The organism is Agrobacterium sp. 22-209-1 (assembly GCF_053522485.1).
In genome coordinates this window covers 94,876-115,605 of record NZ_JBNWCH010000012.1, presented here as the reverse complement: position 1 = coordinate 115,605, position 20,730 = coordinate 94,876, and the positions used below count along the sequence as shown (strand labels likewise).

At 59.5% G+C, this 20,730-nt stretch carries 14 protein-coding genes; 9 read left to right on the top strand and 5 right to left on the bottom strand.

From position 1 onward, the window contains the following. Window positions 1-313 precede the first annotated feature (313 nt). Genes ACQZ48_RS21175 through ACQZ48_RS21165 form a run of 3 tightly spaced genes read left to right on the top strand, consistent with a single transcriptional unit; the run spans window position 314 to window position 3,587 of the window. A complete protein-coding gene (locus tag ACQZ48_RS21175) occupies window positions 314-1,510 on the top strand; it encodes a sialidase family protein (protein ID WP_443388559.1) in 1,197 nt (398 codons plus the stop codon). After that, window positions 1,507-2,463, top strand: coding sequence for a 4-hydroxythreonine-4-phosphate dehydrogenase PdxA (gene pdxA / locus ACQZ48_RS21170; protein ID WP_077984723.1), 957 nt, complete (start codon window positions 1,507-1,509; stop codon window positions 2,461-2,463). Before ACQZ48_RS21175 ends, pdxA begins: the two co-directional genes overlap by 4 nt. Continuing rightward, on the top strand, window positions 2,460-3,587 hold the full coding sequence (locus ACQZ48_RS21165) for an iron-containing alcohol dehydrogenase (RefSeq protein WP_448729421.1): 1,128 nt from the start codon (window positions 2,460-2,462) through the stop codon (window positions 3,585-3,587). Before pdxA ends, ACQZ48_RS21165 begins: the two co-directional genes overlap by 4 nt. A 47-nt stretch (window positions 3,588-3,634) precedes the next feature. Here ACQZ48_RS21165 and ACQZ48_RS21160 read toward each other — a convergent pair whose 3' ends face one another. The 4 genes from ACQZ48_RS21160 to ACQZ48_RS21145 form a co-directional block, all read right to left on the bottom strand. Continuing rightward, a complete protein-coding gene (locus ACQZ48_RS21160) occupies window positions 3,635-4,342 on the bottom strand; it encodes a FadR/GntR family transcriptional regulator (RefSeq protein WP_077984721.1) in 708 nt (235 codons plus the stop codon). Window positions 4,343-4,346: 4 nt separating this feature from the next. Continuing rightward, on the bottom strand, window positions 4,347-5,387 hold the full coding sequence (locus ACQZ48_RS21155; protein WP_448729420.1) for a four-carbon acid sugar kinase family protein: 1,041 nt from the start codon (window positions 5,385-5,387) through the stop codon (window positions 4,347-4,349). Between the two features lie 232 nt (window positions 5,388-5,619). Then, a complete protein-coding gene (locus ACQZ48_RS21150; protein ID WP_448729419.1) occupies window positions 5,620-7,863 on the bottom strand; it encodes a polysaccharide deacetylase family protein in 2,244 nt (747 codons plus the stop codon). Between the two features lie 172 nt (window positions 7,864-8,035). Further along, a complete protein-coding gene (locus tag ACQZ48_RS21145; protein ID WP_035260778.1) occupies window positions 8,036-8,425 on the bottom strand; it encodes an acyl-CoA thioesterase in 390 nt (129 codons plus the stop codon). Window positions 8,426-8,559: 134 nt separating this feature from the next. On the opposite strand from ACQZ48_RS21145, the gene ACQZ48_RS21140 reads away from it, so the two are divergent. Next, the gene (locus ACQZ48_RS21140) at window positions 8,560-8,793 is read left to right on the top strand and encodes a hypothetical protein (protein ID WP_137412553.1); all 234 of its coding nucleotides are present in this window, start codon (window positions 8,560-8,562) and stop codon (window positions 8,791-8,793) included. Window positions 8,794-8,824: 31 nt separating this feature from the next. Here ACQZ48_RS21140 and ACQZ48_RS21135 read toward each other — a convergent pair whose 3' ends face one another. Further along, window positions 8,825-10,633: an ABC transporter ATP-binding protein/permease gene (locus ACQZ48_RS21135; protein ID WP_077984717.1), complete on the bottom strand. Its 1,809-nt coding sequence runs from the start codon at window positions 10,631-10,633 to the stop codon at window positions 8,825-8,827. Window positions 10,634-10,925: 292 nt separating this feature from the next. Between ACQZ48_RS21135 and ACQZ48_RS21130 the strand changes: the two genes are divergently transcribed. From ACQZ48_RS21130 to ACQZ48_RS21110, 5 genes are all read left to right on the top strand, one after another. After that, the gene (locus ACQZ48_RS21130) at window positions 10,926-14,252 is read left to right on the top strand and encodes a transglutaminase family protein (RefSeq protein WP_448729418.1); all 3,327 of its coding nucleotides are present in this window, start codon (window positions 10,926-10,928) and stop codon (window positions 14,250-14,252) included. Between the two features lies 1 nt (window position 14,253). Then, a complete protein-coding gene (locus ACQZ48_RS21125; RefSeq protein ID WP_077984715.1) occupies window positions 14,254-16,659 on the top strand; it encodes a circularly permuted type 2 ATP-grasp protein in 2,406 nt (801 codons plus the stop codon). Between the two features lie 4 nt (window positions 16,660-16,663). After that, window positions 16,664-17,542, top strand: a complete 879-nt coding sequence (locus ACQZ48_RS21120) for a transglutaminase family protein (RefSeq protein WP_448729417.1) — start codon at window positions 16,664-16,666, stop codon at window positions 17,540-17,542. A gap of 168 nt (window positions 17,543-17,710) precedes the next feature. Next, the gene (locus ACQZ48_RS21115; protein WP_448729416.1) at window positions 17,711-18,931 is read left to right on the top strand and encodes a vWA domain-containing protein; all 1,221 of its coding nucleotides are present in this window, start codon (window positions 17,711-17,713) and stop codon (window positions 18,929-18,931) included. Between the two features lie 131 nt (window positions 18,932-19,062). After that, on the top strand, window positions 19,063-20,685 hold the full coding sequence (locus tag ACQZ48_RS21110) for an ABC-F family ATP-binding cassette domain-containing protein (protein ID WP_077984712.1): 1,623 nt from the start codon (window positions 19,063-19,065) through the stop codon (window positions 20,683-20,685). Window positions 20,686-20,730: the final 45 nt, after the last annotated feature.

Sequence of the window (20,730 nt, the reverse complement as noted above, 5' to 3'; positions counted from 1 at the left end):
TCCCAGATTCAGAAATTCAGCAACATGGCGGCGCGCCGCAAGGGGCATTTGAAAAATCCCCGTCTCCTGCATTAAGGAGCATGGCATGCGGATGATTGTCTCCTCCACCCGTTAGCGAAGCATCGACGCTATCACGTTTTTTGTCAATTTATTTTTCGAAGGCAATTTTTATTAAAGCCAAATTCATTAATTTTATTATTTAAAAACAATAGTTTAATTCCAACAATCAAAAATATCGAATCCTCATTTTCTATCAAATAAACTTGACAACTTTTTGAATATGTCATTTTCATCGAGACAAGAGGAGACCATGATGACCCCTGATGACATCGCTCGCGCCATGACCGGAGCCATGCATGCCGTGTCGGAAAACCGGCAGGAAGCCTTTCTGCCGTCGCCCATGATTCAGAACCATGCGAGCTTCCTGCACCTTCTGGGCGATGGCGCCCTGCTCTGCGCATGGTTCGGCGGCACGCTGGAAGGAAAATCGGATATTTCGATTTTCGCATCCGTACTGACGGCGGGCGCAACCCGGTGGGGACCGCCGCAGCGACTGAGCCACGACCCCTCCCATTCCGAACAGAACCCGGTTGTCTTCACCGCGCCGGATGGCGTTCTGTGGCTGTTTCATACCGCTCAGCCCTCCGGTAATCAGGATGAATGCCGCATTCGCATGGCGCGGATCCACCGCGACGCGACTGCGCCGGAAAAGCTTGTTTCCGAGGAAGGACGTTTTCTCGATCTCCCGCAGGGCTGCTTCATCCGCGCGCCGCTGCGCATCCGAGATGACGGTGCCTGGCTGCTGCCGATCTTCCGTTGCATCCAGCGCCCCGGCCAGAAATGGAACGGTAGCCACGATACGGCAGCGCTCGGCATATCCACGGACAATGGTGCGACCTGGCGATTGCAGGATCTGGAGGAATCGACCGGCTGCGTGCATATGAGCCCGGTTGCGGTGACGAATGGGGACTACGCCGCCTTCTTCCGCCGCCGTCAGGCTGACTTCGTCTACCGCACGCAAAGCGCCGATGGCGGCCGCTCGTGGTCAAAGCCGGAGCCGACCGATGTGCCCAACAATAATTCCTCCATTGCGGTCATCAAGCTCAACAATGGCAGGTTGGCTATGATCTGCAACCCCGTCAATGCCGCGCAGTCGAGCGATCGCCGCGCCTCGCTTTACGACGAACTGGGAGAGGACGACGACAGGCCAGATGCCGATCCGAGCGGCGGGTGCGTTCCCGTCTGGGGCGTGCCGCGCGCGCCTGTTTCGATCTGCCTGTCCGACGATGACGGGCGCAGTTTTGCCACCCGGATCCTGATCGAAGACGGGCCGGGCACCTGCCTTTCGAACGATTCGACCGATGGGCGCAATCTGGAAATGTCCTATCCGTGGCTTCTGGAAGCGCCGGACGGTACGCTGCATGCAAGCTACACCTATCATCGCCGCGCAATCAAATATGTCCGGCTGGCGCCCGGCTGGGCTGACGAGAACGACGGGAGACAAAGATGAGCAATATTATTGGCATCACCATGGGTGATCCCTGTGGTGTCGGCCCGGAAATCACGGTGCGGGCGCTCGCCGAAATGTCCGGTTCGGATCGTGCAGCGACGCGGATTTACGGCAACCTCGCCACGCTGGAAGCGGCGCAGGATGCGCTCGGCGTTGATATCGATCTTTCTCAGCACGTGGTCGACCTGCCAGTGGAGGGTGCGCCGCTGCCCTGGGGTACATTGTCGCCTGTTGCCGGAGACGCCGCGTTCCGCTTTATCGAAAAGGCTGTTCGCGATGCCGAAGCGGGCGCAATCGGCTGCATCGTTACCGCGCCGATCAACAAGGAAGCCCTGAATCTCGCCGGTCACCATTATGATGGCCACACCGGCATGTTGCGAAGCCTCACCGGCTCCTCGGCTGCCTATATGCTGCTCGCCTCCGAACGGTTGAAGGTCATTCACGTTTCCACCCATGTCTCCTTGCAGGAAGCCATTACCCGCGCGACGACGGAGCGCGTGCTTGCGACCATCCGCGCCGGCAACGCGCATCTGAAACGCATCGGTTATGGTCAACCGCGCATCGCGGTTGCCGGCATCAACCCGCATTGCGGTGAAAACGGCCTGTTCGGCAATGAGGATGACAATCAGATCGCACCGGCGGTCGCCGCCGCACGCGCCGAAGGCATCGAAGTTCAGGGACCGATTTCCGCCGATACCGTGTTCCACCGGGCTTATTCCGGCGCTTTCGATCTCGTCGTCGCACAATATCACGATCAGGGCCATATCCCGATCAAACTTGTCGCTTTCGACACCGCCGTCAATGTCTCCGTCGATCTGCCGATAGACCGCACCTCCGTCGATCACGGCACGGCTTTCGATATCGCCGGCAAGGGCATCGCCAATCACGGCAACATGAATGCGGCCATCGCCTATGCGCGCAAGCTGGTGGCCGGCAAGGATCGAAAGGGATGAGCACCATGTCAACAGCTCCCATTCTCATCCATCAGCCACGCCGGCTCGCCGTTGGCGCCGGCACCGTTTCACAGGTCGGCGTCTGGGCGGGGAAAACCGCATCGACCCTCGTTATCGCCACACCGCTGACGGCCAAATTTGCCGAACGGCTGCAATTGCCGGGTCCTTTCACTGTCTTCGACGCCATTCCCGGCGAGCCGGACACCACAACGCTCGAAGCCGCCCTTTCCGCGGCAAGCGCCGCCAAGCCGGATCTCGTCATCGGCCTCGGCGGCGGTTCGGTAATGGATGTGGCGAAGCTGGTCGCGGCGCTCTGGAATTCCGGCCAGACGCTTGAGGATGTGGCTGGACCGAACAGGGTTGCCGGGCGCGACACCCGGCTGGTGCAGATCGCCACCACCGCCGGAACCGGCTCCGAAGCCGGCATCCGTTCGCTTATCACAGACGCGGTAAAAGGCAGCAAGATCGCGGTCGAAAGCCCTCATCTGATCGCGGATTTCGCCGTGCTCGATCCGGAACTCACCTATTCGGTCCCACCAGCCGTTACGGCGGCAACGGGTGTGGATGCCATGGCCCATTGCGTCGAAGCCTTCACCAACCGCAAGGCCCACCCGATGATCGACGGTTTCGCACGCATGGGATTTGCACTGGTCGGTAAATATCTGGCGCGCGCCGTCCGCGACGGTGCGGATACTGAAGCGCGGGAAGGCATGATGCTTGCCTCGTATTATGGCGGCATCTGCCTTGGTCCGGTCAATACGGCCGCCGGCCATGCCATCGCCTATCCGCTCGGCACGCTTCTTAACCTGCCGCACGGGCTGGCGAACGCCATCGTCTTTCCGCATGTTCTGGCCTTCAACCAGCCCGCGGTTTCTGCGAAGACGGCGGAGGTGGCGGGAGCGCTCGGGCTTCGCGAACATCTTTCGCCTGATGATTTGCGCAAGGCGGCGACGGATTTCTGTGCCGGACTCGGCATCGAAATGTCGCTTGCACGGCACGGCGCCATTGAATCCGATCTTCCCCGCTACGCTGAGAATGCGCATGCCATCCGCCGGCTGATGGACAACAACCCCGTCGACATGAGCCTCGAGGATGTGCTCGGCGTTTACCGCCACGCCTTCTGAGCAAAATTCCGGTGCGCGGACGCGCGCATCGGTCTTCGGTCACCCGCTTAATCCGTGTGCGAAGACTCAAACAGGCGGTCGCGCGATCCGGTCAGGTGCTGGAGCATCAGCTGGCGTGCCGCCTCTGCATCCCCATCGGCAATCGCCTTTGCGATTGCCTCATGCTCGGCAAAAACACGCGTCAGGCCGGATGCTTCCCGCTTCAATGACATGCCGTGGAACTTCATTCCCACGGCAATATGGTCTTTCAGCGCTTCCATCGCAGTGGAGAAATAACTGTTCCGCGCCGCCCGTGCGATGGCGAGATGAAACTGATAATCGGCATCCTCGCGGTGGGACTGGCGATTGGTCGCATCCCGCATCAGTTCGAGCGCCTTCCGGATCGCCGCAAGTCTCTCACCATCGTGCCGAAGAGCCGCCGCTGCCGCCGCGGCCGGCTCCAGCGTCAGCCTGAATTCGTAACAGTTGAGAAGGTCCGCGACGTTTTCAAGCTGTCCGAAGCCGAGCGGCTCGCGCAGGCCGAAGGCCCTGACATAGCTGCCGGAGCCTCTGCGGGAATAGATGAAACCCTGTTCGCGCAGCCGCCGGAGTGCCTCGCGCACCACCGGTCGCGATACTTCGAATTCCATGGCGAGTTCATGCTCGGTCGGCAGCCGCTCATCCGGCTTGTAGGCGCCGGATTTGATCGCGCGGTGCATTCTCTCGAAAATAATGTCCGGAAGTGCCTTGCGCGCCGTTTCTTTCATCAGCCCCATCTGGTCAGCTCTCTCCAGCGTCATTGTCGCCAAGCATCATTTTCGCGATCCGTTTCAACGTGTCAGCTTGCCCAAAACCGCCGGACTTCGCAATGATGCATTGATCGCCGGACCAGCCCACGCCGAGACCCGGCAGGCATTCGCCGGCAAGACGCAAGCGCGAAACGCCCATGGCCCGCAGCACGGCCTCCGCCGTGGCTCCACCTGACAACAGCAGTCTCGCCGCTCCGGCGGTAAAATGCGGCACGACGCCTTGCGCCAACCGGTCTGAAACCGCAAGCGGCGACAGATTTTCCGCACCCTGCGTCGCTTGAACCAGCATCAGACCGGCACCGTCATCGGTGTGGCGGGGCATGACGCCATTCGGCGCCTCAATGATCGAAACAGGTCCAACGCTTTTGAGAACGTCAATCTGCTCCACCGTGATCGGATCGCGAGACCCGATGACAAAAAGCCCCTTTCCGGCCGGAATGATCGCGGCCTCAGGAACAGCCTGCGCCGTCATCGCCTCAGCCAGCGCCTCGGCAAGCCCGCGCGCGCCGACCAGAAGATCGGCCCCTTGCGCCTGCGCGGCGGCGAGAGCCTCGGCGATTTCGCCCTTTGATCGCGTATCGGGTATCGTGCAACGGTCGGCATGCCCGCGCAGCCTTTCATGAACCGGAATGGCAGCGTCGACGCCAAAGCCGGAAACGGCTCCGCCAATAACGACGCGTCCAAAATCCGGAATTGCGGGCGCGACAAGCGCGTGGCGATAGGAAATCGCATCCATTTCCGCCGCAATATGCCCCTTCAGGCGGGAATCGATCTTCTTGAAAAGGATGGTATCGACCGGAATCAGCCCCAGCAGTTCCCGCGTGCGGCGGCGGGCTTCATCCGCCTCGCCGTCGCGGCAGCCGAGATCGACGCTAAGGACGGCAGGCGCGTCCGCCAACGCCGCACGCGCACCGTCAAGCCCGATGGCAACCTCGGTCGCCAGCCCGCGCCCGGCAAAAGGGGCGGCGGCGTCGAGCGCTCCGGTCAGATCATCGGCAAAAATTAATAGCAAGGGCGATGTCTTCATAAAAGTTGTAATGTTTTCTGTCGATAAATTTATTTATAATCAATAGATAAGTGGATGTGAATAACAAAATTTGCGACACAGCTTTTCGCACTGACCAATCAGCCGCAAAGAGGCTCGAAGGACGAGAAAAAAACCGGAAACGGCAAAAGTGAACGCCAAATGCGAGCCGCAGAAACATCTGGCAAGACGGCCGAGAGATGGCGAACGAACAAGGTCGCTAGATGAAGCGGAAGGGCAGACCTGAAATGAGCGCCTTGACGAAACGCTTTTTCTGAAAGCGACCATTCAGCGATACACGCGGCAGCTGCGTCGGCTTTTCAAGGCATCGGGGATCGATAACGCCAGCCTGCGTGGTCACGGCTGCGGAAAATCCTGCGTCGTGAACCGCTTTCGCTTCCCGTTCTCCCACGGCCTTTATCCAGCCATAGGGATAAGAAAAGGACCGTGGCCGGTGGTCGACATAAGCTTCCACCCGACGCGTCGATTCCGCGATCTCATAAGCCAGACGCGTCGCATCGACCTTGCGCATATTCACATGCGTCACGGTATGTGCGCCGAAATGCACCAGAGGGTCTTGTGCCAGCGCCTTGAGCTCGTCTTCATCCATGACAAGTTCGTCCACGATCGCGATGGGATCGACGCCATGCTGCCTCGCGACACGATCGATCCGTTCCACCGCCTCGTCTTCCGAAAAATTCTGGACGAAATCTTCAAGCCGCGTGAATGCCTCCGCTTTCTGCGAAGGGCTGGCGCACGCCACCAGTTCCGGCCCCGCCCCGAAATCGAATTCGAAAGACGCGGCTTTCTGCGTCAAGGCGGCAGCGGTTTCCCACCAGAGGCTGCGTGTTCGCTCCACAAAACCCGGCGTGATGAAAATCGTGTAGGGAACGGCATATTTACGGAAGATCGGTGCGGCATACTCGGCATTGTTTCGATAGCCGTCGTCGAGCGTGAAGGCGCAGAAGGACCGGCCCTCGTGATTATCGGCTAGCAGAGCCGGCAGATCGTGCAGATGGACAGGAACAAGACCGCATTCGAGTGCGGCCTGTATCGCCTCTTCCAGAAATTGCGGCGTGACGGACAATTGCACATTGGGTGCGAAAGCCGAAACAACCCCTCCGGGGCGCACATGATGAAGCGTAAAGATTACGCCACGCCCGGCAAAAGACGGAAATGCCGAACGGACGGCCGGGAGAGAACTCACCTCCAGCCCCGCCCTTATGACTCCATATTTCACAAGGCGTTTGATCGGCTGAAAGAAAATTCTCCCCGATTGTCCTGATCTCAGGCCGGGAAGAAGGCGTTTTCTCACGACTCTCGAGACCGTTAGCGGCAGGTCGATCAGGCCCGGCAAGGGATCCTTCGGCGCAAAGGCGGCCCAGCTGCGGATCTTGCCCAGAGAAGCAAGGTAGTCACCAATTTTCGCCTGCCCCCTCCGGGCCAATGTGAAAGCGGCAACGGCGTCGCGGACAAGATAGGACCAGGAAACACCCTGCCGCACATCGCCGGGCGGACCGACCGGCTCACCGTTGGCGACCCGCCATAGCAGGGCGCCAAGGTCGACGCCCGCCGCCGAGCAAAGGCCAAACCATGACCATGGGCGCGGATTGACATCGAGAAGCTTGAGTTTCCCGTCCCGGTGGTCGAGCTTGAATTCCGCCTCGACCAGCCCGCTATGGCCGGCCGATTTCAGTATTTTTTGGGCCGCCTCCACCGCTTTCCCGTTGTCGACGACCTCGACGCGGGTGCTGGTATAGCCGAAATCGACAGGATATTGCCGGACGCGCCGGGCAGTGAATTCCGCTACCGGCTCTCCGTTCAGCCAGAGCGCCGCGTAGGAGAACTGGCTTTCTCCTCCACCCGGAATGAGTTCCTGCACGACGACATTGCCGACGCCGATCTCTTCACTCGCATCGGCAAAAGCCGTTTTCAAAGCATGGCGGTCATCGGCGCGAATGACTTTTGCCCGGGCGATGGTGGTATCGCCACCCCCCATATTCGGCTTGAGAATGACGGGAAACAATATGTCCAGCGTGTCGATGTCAGCGGCCGATGTCAGTGCATAGGTACGCGGAATATCGACGCCGAGTTCTGCGGCGCGCTGATAAAGCAGCGGTTTTTCGCAGAGCCATTGCAGCTCCGCCCAATCCGGCAAAACGATCTTGTAAAGAGCGGAAAGCTCCTCACGATGCTGCGCAACGAGCTGGACCTCTCCGTCACCGGATGGCACCAGCAGACAGCCCTTCAAACCACGTTTCGCCGCCATCTGACGCAGGAACTCCATTGCTCCGGCGTCGTGCGGGCCATCCCAGCGGATTGTTTCCCGCACGAAGCGCGACCAGCCTGGCAACGGTGAATCATGGGTGAGATAATAGACAGGCACATTCAGGGCGCCGAGGCTGCGCGCAAGGGCGAGCGTGCCGTGAGCGCCGCCGACAATAACAACACCTGGAATGGTCAAAGCCTGATCCCCGTCCTATTCCATATCTTGATCGCAAAAATTGATAAATAAATTGGATATTTCTAAAGTATTGAGCGGACGGATATCGAAATGCGAAAAATCCGAAACGCCTATGCTTCTAGTCATTTGCAGGCGCTTCGGAATTGCTTTGAAAAAAAAAGCGGAAGTCGTCTCACGCCTCCTTACGGACAGGACGCGGATCGCCGTTGTCGTCCACCGCGACCATGATGAAGACGGCCTCCGTCACCTTTTCGCGTGAATCCTGATAGTGCCTGCGGGTCCACGCCTCGATCTTCAATGTGACGGAGGTACGGCCGATCTTTTCGATTTTTGTATAGACACACAATGTATCGCCGATCTTGACCGGCTTCTTGAAGACGATCTCATTGACTGCGACGGTGACGGTGCGGCCGCCAGCCACATCATTGGCGCGGACGAAAGCGGCAAGGTCCATCTGCGACATGACCCAGCCGCCGAAAATATCGCCGGCCGGGTTGGCATCGGCGGGCATCGCAAGCGTTCTGAGCGTGAGTTCCATATCGGCGGGCGGTTGCTGGTCCATGTCTCAAAGTCCTTTCACAAGCCTCCCGCTGCCGGACTTAAACAACCGCACCCCATCCGCCAATAGCCGATTTGTCGCGGCAGCCCTTCCAAAACAGCAAGGAATCATAGAGCCGTCGTAAGCTTCGGTTAACCATGATGAGGCACGATTCCAAAAAACGCGAGGGCGTGCGAATGGCCTATGACTGGAGTGGAAACAACGCAATACAGCAGCGCTACGACCGTATTGTCCTGGTGGTCGCCAGCGTCGTCGCCATCAGCCTGGCGACCGGCACATTTGCCCTGCGTTCGCAGGTGGAGCCGGACACCACACTAAGCCTTGTCAAACAGCCGCGGCTCGCTTCGGATCAATGGCATCTTCGGCTATAGCCCGCTCCGAACAACTCCATAGCCCGACGGCCTATAGCGGAGCGCTGTCTGCCGGAGAGATATTTTCCTTCTGCGCGGTATGGTCGAGATGCGCCACGGCCGGGGCGAGAACCGACAGAAATGTTTCGGAGCGGCCGATATAGATGATCGCCGCACTGTCGATCCCGTTCAGAACTTCCGCCAGCGTATCCTGCGTCTGTTTTTCCAACCCTTCGAGCAAATCATCGATAACGAGGAATTTCGGCTTCAGCAGCAGGGCGTTTGCAACCCGGATGCTGGCCTGCTCGTCTGAATCCAGTTTTTTATCCCAGCGAATGTTTTCATCGAGACGGGACGCCATCTCGCCAAGCCCGCAGGCAGCGAGCGCCGAGATATAATCGGCATCGGCAAAACGCTGGGGAGCGCGCGGATAGGCGAGGATTTCACGCAGCGACCCCGCCGGCAGATAGCCGTGCTGGGCGATGAAAAGCGTGTCGGACTGTTCGGGCATCTCTATCCTGCCCTGTCCCCAGGGCCACAGGCCCGCCATGGCCGCAAAAAGCAGCCTTCGGTTCACGCCCTGCTCGCCATTGATCATCAGTCTTTCGCCCGGCCCGATCGTGACTTCGCTCTCGCGCAGCTGGAAGCCGCGATCCAAATCCTGTCCGCCCGCATCGCGGCAGATCACCACCGACTGGAGGCGGATTTTTTCATTCTCCGCGCTGCGTTGCAGATCGATCGCCAAGCCGTGCTGTTCGACGCTGTCCATCTCGATAAGGGCGTTACGGAACACCGAAACGCGCTGTAACGTGGCCTTCCAGCTGGCAATCGGTCCGAAATTGTCGATGTACCAGCGCAGCGCCGTGTTGACCTGGTTGAACGCACCCACGGCCATCATCAACCCGCCGAATGTCAGATTGCCGGAAAAATAAACGGGAGCTGCGATCAGGATCGGCGCCACCACCGCCAGCCAGCCATATCCCGCCGAAACCCATGTTAGATTTGTCAGGGCCATCGCCAGCCCTCGAATGACGCCAATCACCGCATCAACATCGATACCGATCCGCCGCCTTTCGTTCTTTTCACCGCGCGCAAGGGCAATGGCGGCAAGATTTTCGCTGGCCCGCATCAGCGAGAAGCGAAGCTCCGCTTCTTTGGAGTAACGCTCGGCATTCAGTCCAACCAGCCGATAACCGACGAGATTGCTGAGCAGGGAGGCTGAACCGGCGTAAAATATCGCCGCCCAAACCATGTAGCCGGGGATAGCATAGGTATCGCCGCCGATGGTGACAGCAAAGCCCGCCGAGAGCGACCAGAGGACGCCGATAAAGCTGATGAGCAGGATCGTCGCATTGACGAGCCCGATGGAAAGCGCCGTACTGCTTTCAGCGAGATTGCGGACATCGTCATGGAGGCGCTGGTCGGGGTTGATCGCAATCGTGCCGAAACCGGCAAGACGGGCGGCGCGCCCGGGTTTCAGCCATTGATCCACCATATCCTTGGCAAGACCTTCGCGCATGTTCAGCGCCGTCATCTGGTTCAGCCAGGTCTGGATGACGTTGAGGAGAAGCAACGCCCCCCCGATGATGGCGAAGACCTCCAGCTGATGAATGAAGGCGGCAAGATCGCGCCGCTCCAGCGCATTGTAAAACGGCGCGTTCCATTCATTGAGCCTGATCTGGCCGTAAGCGGTGAGCAATATTACCGTGAGCAACGCCATCGACAGCAAGATCAGCCGATTGCGCACCGGCGAGGTCCAGAAGGCGCGCCCCATCATGCGCAGCTGCGCGGGAAAATCGAGATCGAAACCCGAAAGATTAGCCGCGCTTTTGCGCTGATCGTCGGTCACCGTTGTTGCCATTCATTCCATTCCGAAACGTCAGTCGGCAAAGAAAGCGGGGCGCGATTCTGCGCCTTTCGTTGCCAAGCAATAACACGCCGTTCAACCTTGTCCACAATCCCGGCGAAATCTCAGCTGCGATGATTGAAAAGCCCAGACAATTCTTCCCACGGGCAAATATCGCGGCTTAACCCAACAATGCTGTCGCTTCCGGAAATGATCCTTGCTTTCTTTTCCTGCATTGCACAAAATCCGGATAATTTCAGAGGGGCGGACAAACCGCATAAGCCGGAAAACCGGGCAAGGCAGATTAATGGCGATCAAAGCGAGCATCTATCATCTGACGCATTATAAATACGACAATCCTGTTCGCCTTGGACCACAGATCATAAGATTAAAGCCCGCCTCGCACTCCAGAACCCGTGTCATTAGCCATTCGCTCAAGGTTTCGCCCTCCAATCACTTCGTGAACCTTCAGCAAGATCCTTACGGCAATTACCTCGCCCGCTTCGTTTTTCCCGAGCCGGCGACGGAATTTAAGATCGAGGTCGATCTTGTCGCCGATATGACGGTTTACAATCCGTTCGATTTCTTTGTGGAGGAAGAGGCGACAAAGTGGCCGTTCGATTATCCGCAGGAATTGCGGGACGATCTCTCCATCTACATGAAGCCGGAACCGACAGGCCCGCTGCTTGCCGCCTTCATGGCCACCGTCGACCGCACGCCGGGGCAACCGACTGTGGACATGGTCGTTGGCCTCAATGCCCGCCTGCAACAGGAGATCGGTTACGTCATCCGCATGGAACCCGGCGTCCAGACGCCGGAGGAAACGCTCGCTTCCGGCAAGGGCTCATGCCGCGATACGAGCTGGCTGCTCGTGCAGGTTCTGCGGCATCTTGGCCTCGCCGCCCGCTTCGTGTCGGGATATCTCATTCAGCTTACTCCCGATCTCAAGGCGCTGGATGGCCCATCCGGCACCGAAGTGGACTTCACCGATCTTCACGCCTGGGCCGAGGTCTATATGCCCGGCGCCGGCTGGATCGGGCTTGACCCGACCTCCGGGCTTCTGACAGGTGAAAGCCATATTCCGCTGGCCGCGACGCCGCATTATCGCAATGCCGCACCGATTTCCGGCGGTTATTTCGGCCACGCCAATACCGAATTCGCCTTCGACATGCAGGTCCGGCGTGTTGCCGAGACACCGCGTATCACCAAACCCTTTTCGGATGAAAGCTGGGAGGAGCTCAACGCGCTCGGTGAAGCGGTCGACGGCGTTCTGAACAGCCATGACGTCCGGCTGACCATGGGCGGCGAGCCGACCTTCGTTTCCATCGACGATTTCGAATCCGACGAATGGAACACCGGCGCAGTCGGGCCGACAAAGCGTGAAAAGGCCGACGCCCTGATCCGCCGCCTGCGTGAGCGTTTCGCACCGGGCGGCTTCCTGCATTACGGGCAGGGGAAATGGTATCCGGGCGAAACCCTGCCGCGCTGGACCTTTTCGCTCTACTGGCGGAAGGACGGACTGCCGATCTGGCAGAACCCGGCCCTGATTGCGGAGGAAGGCGCCGATACGGGCGTCAAGGCCGAAGATGCACAGAAGCTATTGGGTGGTATAGCCACCCAGCTCGGCATTGAGCCTGATCTGGTGCTGCCAGCCTATGAGGATCCGGCCGAATGGATCATCAAGGAAGGCAGCCTGCCCGACAATGTCGACCCGTCCAATTCCAGACTGAAGGATCCGGAAGAGCGCAACCGTATCGCCCGCGTCTTCGAACGCGGTTTGACGACGCCCACCGGCTACATCCTGCCGGTACAGGCATGGAATGCGCGCGCCGCCGGCGAACGCTGGATCAGCGAAAAATGGAAGACGCGGCGCGGCAAGATTTTTCTCGTTCCGGGCGACAGCCCGGTCGGTTACCGCCTGCCGCTCGGCACCCTGCCCTATGTGCCGCCGTCGGCCTATCCCTATATCCATGAGGCCGACCCTTCTATCCCCAGGGGCCCGCTTCCCGATGTCTTGACTCCCTCCGGTCGCGCCATGCCCGAAGCCTCGTTCCAGGCAAGCGAAGTGGCCGGGCAGGAGCGCATAGAGCAGACGCTCGGTGAAATCGGCGGCGCGGTGCGCACCGCCATGTCAGTGGAACCGCGTGACGGAAGGCTTTGCGTTTTCATGCCGCCGGTCGAGCGCATCGAGGATTATCTCGAACTGATCGCGGCAGCGGAAGCGGCTGCCACAGAGCTTGGCCTGCCCGTCCATATCGAGGGTTACGCACCGCCGCATGACGAACGCCTCAATGTTATCCGCGTCGCGCCCGATCCCGGTGTGATCGAGGTCAACATCCACCCCGCTTCGAGCTGGAAAGATTGCGTCAATATCACTACGGCAGTCTATGAGGAGGCGCGCCAGTCGCGTCTCGGCGCCGACAAATTCATGATCGACGGCCGCCATACCGGCACCGGCGGCGGCAATCATGTGGTTGTCGGTGGGGCAAACCCTAATGACAGCCCCTTCCTGCGCCGGCCCGATCTTCTGAAAAGCCTCGTTCTGCACTGGCAGCGGCATCCATCGCTCTCCTACCTCTTTTCCGGCCTGTTCATCGGCCCCACAAGTCAGGCGCCGCGCATCGACGAGGCCCGACACGACAGTCTCTACGAACTGGAAATTGCGCTGGCGCAGGTGCCTGCCCCCGGTGAGGGCGCTCCGCCTCTGCCATGGCTGGTCGACCGGCTGTTCCGCAATCTTCTGACGGATGTGACGGGTAACACCCACCGGGCCGAAATCTGCATCGACAAGCTGTTTTCACCCGACGGGCCGACCGGGCGCCTCGGACTGGTGGAATTTCGCGGTTTCGAAATGCCGCCGAACGCGCGCATGTCGCTTGCCCAGCAATTGCTGGTGCGCGCCCTCATCGCCCGCTTCTGGAAAAATCCGGCCGCCGGCAAATTCGTGCGCTGGGGTACGGCGCTCGCCGACCGCTTCATGCTGCCGCATTATATCTGGGCGGATTTTCTCGATGTGCTTGCGGACCTCAGAGAAAACGGTTTCGACCTCAAGCCGGAATGGTTCACCGCCCAGCAGGAATTCCGTTTCCCCTTCTTCGGCGAGGTGGAATACGAGGGTGCGAAACTTGAGCTGCGCCAGGCGCTGGAGCCCTGGCATGTGATGGGCGAACAGGGCGCGATCGGCGGCACCGTGCGTTTTGTCGACAGCTCCGTGGAGCGCCTGCAGGTGCGGCTGGAAACCTCCAACCCTTCTCGTTACACCGTCGCCTGCAACGGACGCGCCGTGCCGATGACACCAACGGAAAACCGCAGTGTCGCGGTGGCCGGCGTGCGCTTCAAGGCATGGCAGCCCTCTTCCGGCCTGCATCCCGTCCTGCCCGTCAATTCACCCTTGACCTTTGACATTTATGATACATGGTCGAGGCGATCGATCGGCGGATGCATCTATCATGTTGCTCATCCGGGCGGGCGCAATTACGAGACGTTTCCCGTCAACGGCAATGAGGCCGAGGCACGCCGCCTCGCCCGTTTCGAACCATGGGGGCATACGGCCGGGCAATATCCGCTGATGGCGGAAACCGTGTCGCCAGAATTTCCGCTGACGCTCGATCTGCGTCGGCCTTACGGAGTGTAAATTGTCCAAAGCCCCGGCAACGGAACGCAAGACGGAAACAGGCGCGCAACCACGCGGGCTTGAATATTCCCCCTTGCCGGGCGTTGCCGACGAAATGCTCGATACCAATGGCAAGGTCAGGCCGGTCTGGAAGACCCTGCTCGACGCCCTGTCGCGCATGTCGGAACGGGAACTGCACGAGCGCTTTGCCCGCACCGACCGCTATCTGCGCGACGCCGGCGTGTTCTACCGCGACTACGGCAAGGGCAGCAGCGAAAGAAACTGGCCGATCTCGCATATTCCGGTCCTGATCGACGACAGGGAATGGACGGTACTTTCCGAAGGACTGAAGCAGCGCGCCAATCTTCTCGAAGCCATGGTTGCCGATTTTTACGGCGAGAACCGGCTGGTGAAGGAAGGTTATGTGCCGCCAGCGCTGATTGCCTCCAATCCGGAATTTCTAAGGCCCATGGTCGGCGTGAAACCGGCAACCGGCCACTATCTGCATTTCTGTTCCTTCGAGATCGGCCGCGGACCTGACGGCAACTGGTGGGTACTGGCTGACCGCACGCAGGCACCGTCCGGCGCGGGTTTTGCTCTCGAAAACCGGGTGGCGACCACTCGCGCGCTTTCCGATATCTATGCGGAAACCCATGTCCACCGTCTCGCCTCGTTTTTCGGTGCTTTCCGCGACGCGCTGCAGGCGCAAAGAAAGCACCCCGATGACCGGATCGCCGTGCTGACGCCCGGTCCCGCCAACGAAACCTATTTCGAACACGCCTATATCGCCCGTTATCTCGGCTTCATGTTGCTGGAAGGCGAGGACCTCACCGTCGTCAACGGCCGCGTCATGGTCAGAACCGTGGCCGGGCTAAAACCGATCGGCGTTCTGTGGCGGCGTCTCGACGCCTCCTATTCCGATCCGCTGGAACTCAACCAGCACTCCCATATCGGCACGCCCGGCATGGTGCAGGCGCTGCGCAATGAGGCGCTCACCATCGTCAACGCGCTCGGCAGCGGCATTCTCGAAACCAGGGCGCTGCTCGCCTTCATGCCGCGCATCTGCCGCCACATTCTGGGCGAGGAGCTGAAACTGCCATCCATCGCCACCTGGTGGTGCGGTCAGGAAGCCGAACGCCGCCATGTCGCCGGCAATATCGAAGGCATGGTCATCGGGCCTGCCTATTCCCGGCTTCCCTTCTTCGACGACAACGGCCAGTCCGTGCTCGGCTCTTCCCTGAGAGAAACTGCAAAGGAATCGATCAGCGACTGGCTTACCTCCGACGGCCACAGGCTGGTGGGCCAGGAAGTGGTGAAGCTCTCAACCACCCCAGCCTATATCGACAACAAGCTCGTGCCGCGCCCGATGAGCCTTCGCGTTTTTGCTGCGCGCACCCAGGATGGCTGGCAGATCATGCCGGGCGGCTTCGCACGGATCGGCAGCGGCGACGATGTGTCTGCCATCGCCATGCAATCGGGCGGCAGCGCTGCCGATGTCTGGATCGTCAGTGACAGACCTGTGGAGCGCACCACGCTTCTGCCGGCGGAAGAGAGCTTCACCCGCAATATGCCGGGCAGCCTGCCGAGCCGCGCAGCCGACAATCTGTTCTGGCTCGGGCGTTATATCGAGCGTTCGGAAGGCGCCCTGCGCATCCTGCGCGCCTGGCACGGGCGTTATGCCGAATCCGCCGATCCGCGCCAGCCGCTGCTCGCGCATGTGACACGCTATCTCGAAACGCTCGATGTGGAGATGAACGATGCCGTGCCGGAAAGCCTGCTGAACAACATCAACAGCGCGCTTTATTCCGCCAGCAACATTCGCGACCGCTTTTCGCCGGACGGGTGGCTGGCGCTGAACGACCTTGCCAAGACCGCCCGCCGTTTCCACGCGAAAGTGGCCCCCGGCGACGACGCTACCCATGCCATGACGATCCTTTTGCGCAAGCTTGCAGGCTTTGCCGGTCTCGTGCACGAAAACATGTATCGCTTCACCGGCTGGCGTTTCCTGTCGATCGGCCGTTACCTGGAGCGCGGCCTGCATATGACGCGTCTTCTCGGCCATATGACCGGCCCGGACGCGCCTGACGGCTCCTATGACATGCTGCTTGAAATCGGCGACAGCGTCATGACCCATCGCCGCCGCTACAACGTCAATACGGCCGGCCTGACCGTGACCGATCTTCTGGCGCTCGACCCGCTCAATCCCCGCTCGATCCTGTTCCAGCTGAACGAGATCCGCACCGAGGTGGAGCAGCTTCCGAATGCCTTCGTCAACGGTCAGATGTCGCCCTTCTACCGCGAGGCGATGCGCCTGCATTCCGGGCTTGCGGTCATGACGCCGGAAAACATGAACGGCGCGATCTATCGCCAGCTCGAAACCGACATGGAGCATCTCTCCGATGTTCTGGCCCGGACCTATCTCGGATAATCCTATGCTTTACGATCTTTCCCTGCATATGGGTTACACTTACGACACGCTGGCCCACGGCGCGCGCCACATCATCCGCGTCCTGCCGCTCTCCATCCCCGGCCGGCAGCGGCTTGTCGCCGGCTCCATCGATGTTTCGCCTGTGCCGGAAGAACGTGTCACCTTCGAGGATTTCTTTCATCAATCGGCCACGTCAGTGCATCTGCGCGCACCGCATGAGAAGCTGGATATCCGCATGCAGGCCCGCGTGATGGTGGAGGCGCCGGCGCTGACGGCGGATTTCTCGCCCGAGCTTTCCCGCCTGCCGCAGGATCTGGCCGATGTCTGGTCGCTCGATTTCCAGTCGCCGCACCACTTCATCGGTGCGAGCCCGAGGATCGGAATGGACGCAACAATATCCGCCTATGCCCGGGAATTGCTGAAACCCGGAATGACCATTCGCGAGATCGCGCTCTCTCTATGCAAACGCATCCACAAGGACTTTACCTATGACGGCGAGGCGACGACCGTCGATACGACGCCATCGGAAGCCTTCAAGCTGAAGCGCGGCGTGTGCCAGGATTTTTCGCATATCATGATCATGGCGCTGCGCAGCCTCGGCATTCCCGCCGGTTATGTCAGCGGTTTCCTGCGCACCATTCCGCCACCGGGCAAGGAACGGCTTGAAGGCGCCGATGCAATGCATGCCTGGGTTCGCGTCTGGTGCGGAGAAGCGGCCGGTTATCTGGAACTCGATCCCACCAATGATATCGTCGCCGGAAGCGACCATATCGTTGTCGGTTACGGCCGGGACTATTCCGATGTCGCCCCGGTGATCGGTGTCTTGAAGAGCTATGGCAACCAGCAGATAAAACAGGCCGTCGACGTCATCCCCGTCCAATAATGACACGATGTGTATTATTGCGGCCATCGCGCCAGACAATTCTTGAAAATACTTCGAAAACTGCTCCAATGTGAACACTGTGTAAAATTGAACCGATCACGTTAGCGGATTTTACATCGTTTGCGGCTTTTCTGTGCTCAGTCGAATATTCTAATCTGTGAGCCCGTCATGACCGCCTCTGCACATCAAAAACCCAAGCGCCGTTTTCTTGCCGATACCAGCGGCAATTTCGGCATGATGACGGCCATCCTGCTGCCGGTCCTGCTGGGTTTTGCCGGCGCCGGCATGGAGTTGGCGAATGTGATGCAGGTGAAAGCGGATATGCAGAATACCGCGGATTCGGCGGCCCTTGCGGCGGCGACCGAGGCCCGTTTGAAAATGGGCGATATGACGGACGAGCAGATCAAGGAAATCGCCAAGAACTTCATCGCCGCCCAGATGGAAAAGAGCCTGACCGAGGAAGAGAAAAAGGAACTGGAGCAGAATTCTCCGACCAGCATTGCGACGACGGAAAATGCCCGCGGCAAGACCTACACCGTCGAGACCACGATCAACCGTCGGATAGAACTCAATCCGCTCCTGGGATTCATTGGCGCAAAAACGCTCGATCTTTCGGTAACGGGCACCGCAAAGAGCACCGTCAACAAGGGCGCACCGATCTCCATGTATCTCGTGCTCGACCGTTCAGGTTCGATGTCATTCAAGACAGAGAAAGTCGACGGCAACAGAACGTCTTGCCAAAATTACACGGCTGACAACTGGGGCAGCTATCCCAATCTTAAAAAGACAGCACCCTGCTACGTCAACAAGGCCACATCGCTAAAGACCGCTGTAAGATTTCTCGTAGACGGACTGAACAAGGCCGACCCAACCTCTCAGTTGGTCCGGACTGGCGCGTCAGTTTATACACACGAGAGCTATCCGGCTCAGGCCATCACTTGGGGTACGAGCAACATTGTCAGATATATAGACAAATATATCCCGGACTTTCCACAGGGCGGAACGGACGCCACAAGTGGTCTGGACGCCGCCTATAACGCCCTCAAGAAGGCGAATACTACGGAAGCTGAAGCGCATGACAAGCAAAAAAATGCATCTTTCGAGCGGTATATCGTTCTTATGACGGATGGCGAAATGACTGGGAACAGTGCCACGTGGAATGCTAGTATCGATGCAGCAGTTCTCAAGACCTGCGAGAAGGCCAAGAAGGATGGTATCAAGATTTTCAGCGTCGCCTTCATGGCACCTGAAAAGGGTAAAACGCTGCTAAAGAATTGCGCTTTCACCGAAGATAATTATTACGCGGCCGAAAGCATGGAACAGATCGTCACCGCCTTTGGCGAAATCGCACGAAAAGCCGCCGGCACCGTAGCCATCCTGACCAACTGACGACAAGCAGAATAACGCGATTACCGCATTCCGCGATATGGCGATACTTGATGTCTCGTCCTGCAGTCCGGCAGGTGACAGTGGCGGCGGCCCGTGGCATAGGAGGGCCGCTCCCATTCACAGGCCCTGTCATGATCCGCATCGAAAACATCAGCAAGTCGAACAGTCACCGCATTCTCTATATCGAGGCTTCCGCCGCGCTCAATCGCGGCGAGAAGATCGGCCTTGTCGGCCCGAATGGCGCCGGCAAGACCACGCTGTTCCGGATGATCACCGGCGAAGAGCAGCCCGACGAGGGCCAGGTCGTCGTTGAAAAGGGCATGACGGTCGGTTATTTCGATCAGGATGTCGGTGAAATGTCCGGCCGCTCGGCCGTCGCGGAAGTCATGGAAGGGGCAGGCCCCGTCAGCGAAGTGGCGGCGGAGCTTCGGGAACTGGAAGCCGCCATGTCCGACCCCGACCGGATGGATGAGATGGACGCCATCATCGAACGTTACGGCGAAGTGCAGGCGCGTTATGAGGAGCTGGACGGCTACGCGCTGGAAGGCCGTGCGCGTGAGGTGTTGGATGGCTTGAGCTTCAGCCAGGAAATGATGGACGGCGATGTTTCCAAGCTTTCCGGCGGCTGGAAGATGCGCGTGGCGCTTGCCCGTATTCTTCTCATGCGCCCTGACGTGATGCTGCTCGACGAACCGTCGAACCATCTCGATCTCGAAAGCCTGATCTGGCTCGAAGACTTCCTGAAGAACTACGACGGCGCGCTGCTTATGACCTCGCATGACCGCGAATTCATGAACCGCATCGTCACCAAGATCATCGAAATCGATGCCGGCAATCTCACCACCTATTCCGGTGACTACGGCTTTTACGAGCAGCAGCGCGCGCAGAACGAAAAGCAGCAGCAGGCGCAGTTCGAGCGCCAGCAGGCTATGCTCGCCAAGGAAATCAAGTTCATCGAACGCTTCAAGGCCCGCGCTTCGCACGCCTCGCAGGTGCAGAGCCGTGTGAAGAAACTCGAGAAGATTGACCGCGTCGAGCCGCCAAAACGGCGTCAGACGGTTGCTTTCGAATTTGCGCCCGCTCCTCGCTCAGGCGAGGATGTCGTGGCGCTGAAGAAGGTCAACAAGACCTATGGCAGCCGCACGATCTACGACGAGCTCGATTTCATGGTGCGGCGCAAGGAACGCTGGTGCATCATGGGCATCAACGGCGCCGGAAAATCGACGCTGCTGAAGCTGGTGACCGGCACGGCGGAACCGGATTCCGGCAATGTCACCCTCGGCGCCAGCGTCAAGCTCGGCTATTTCGCCCAGCATGCCATGGATGTGCTTGATGGCGACAGCACCATTCTCGAATGGCTGGAGGAGCGTTTTCCGAAGGCGGGGCAGGCGCCGTTGCGCGCCCTTGCCGGCTGTTTCGGCTTTTCCGGCGACGACGTGGAAAAACGTTGCCGTGTTCTTTCCGGCGGCGAAAAGGCCCGCCTCGTCATGGCCGCCATGCTGTTCGATCCGCCGAACTTCCTCGTGCTGGACGAGCCGACCAACCATCTCGATCTCGACACCAAGGAAATGCTGATCAAGGCTCTGTCAAATTATGAAGGCACGATGCTGTTCGTTTCGCACGACCGCCATTTCCTGGCCGCACTTTCGAACCGGGTGCTGGAACTGACGCCTGACGGTATCCACCAATATGGCGGCGGCTATACCGAATATGTCGAAAGCACGGGACAGGAGGCACCGGGTCTTCGCAGCTAAGATATCTGCCGGACGCATCGCCCTGTCACGGCAGCTTTCGTTTGG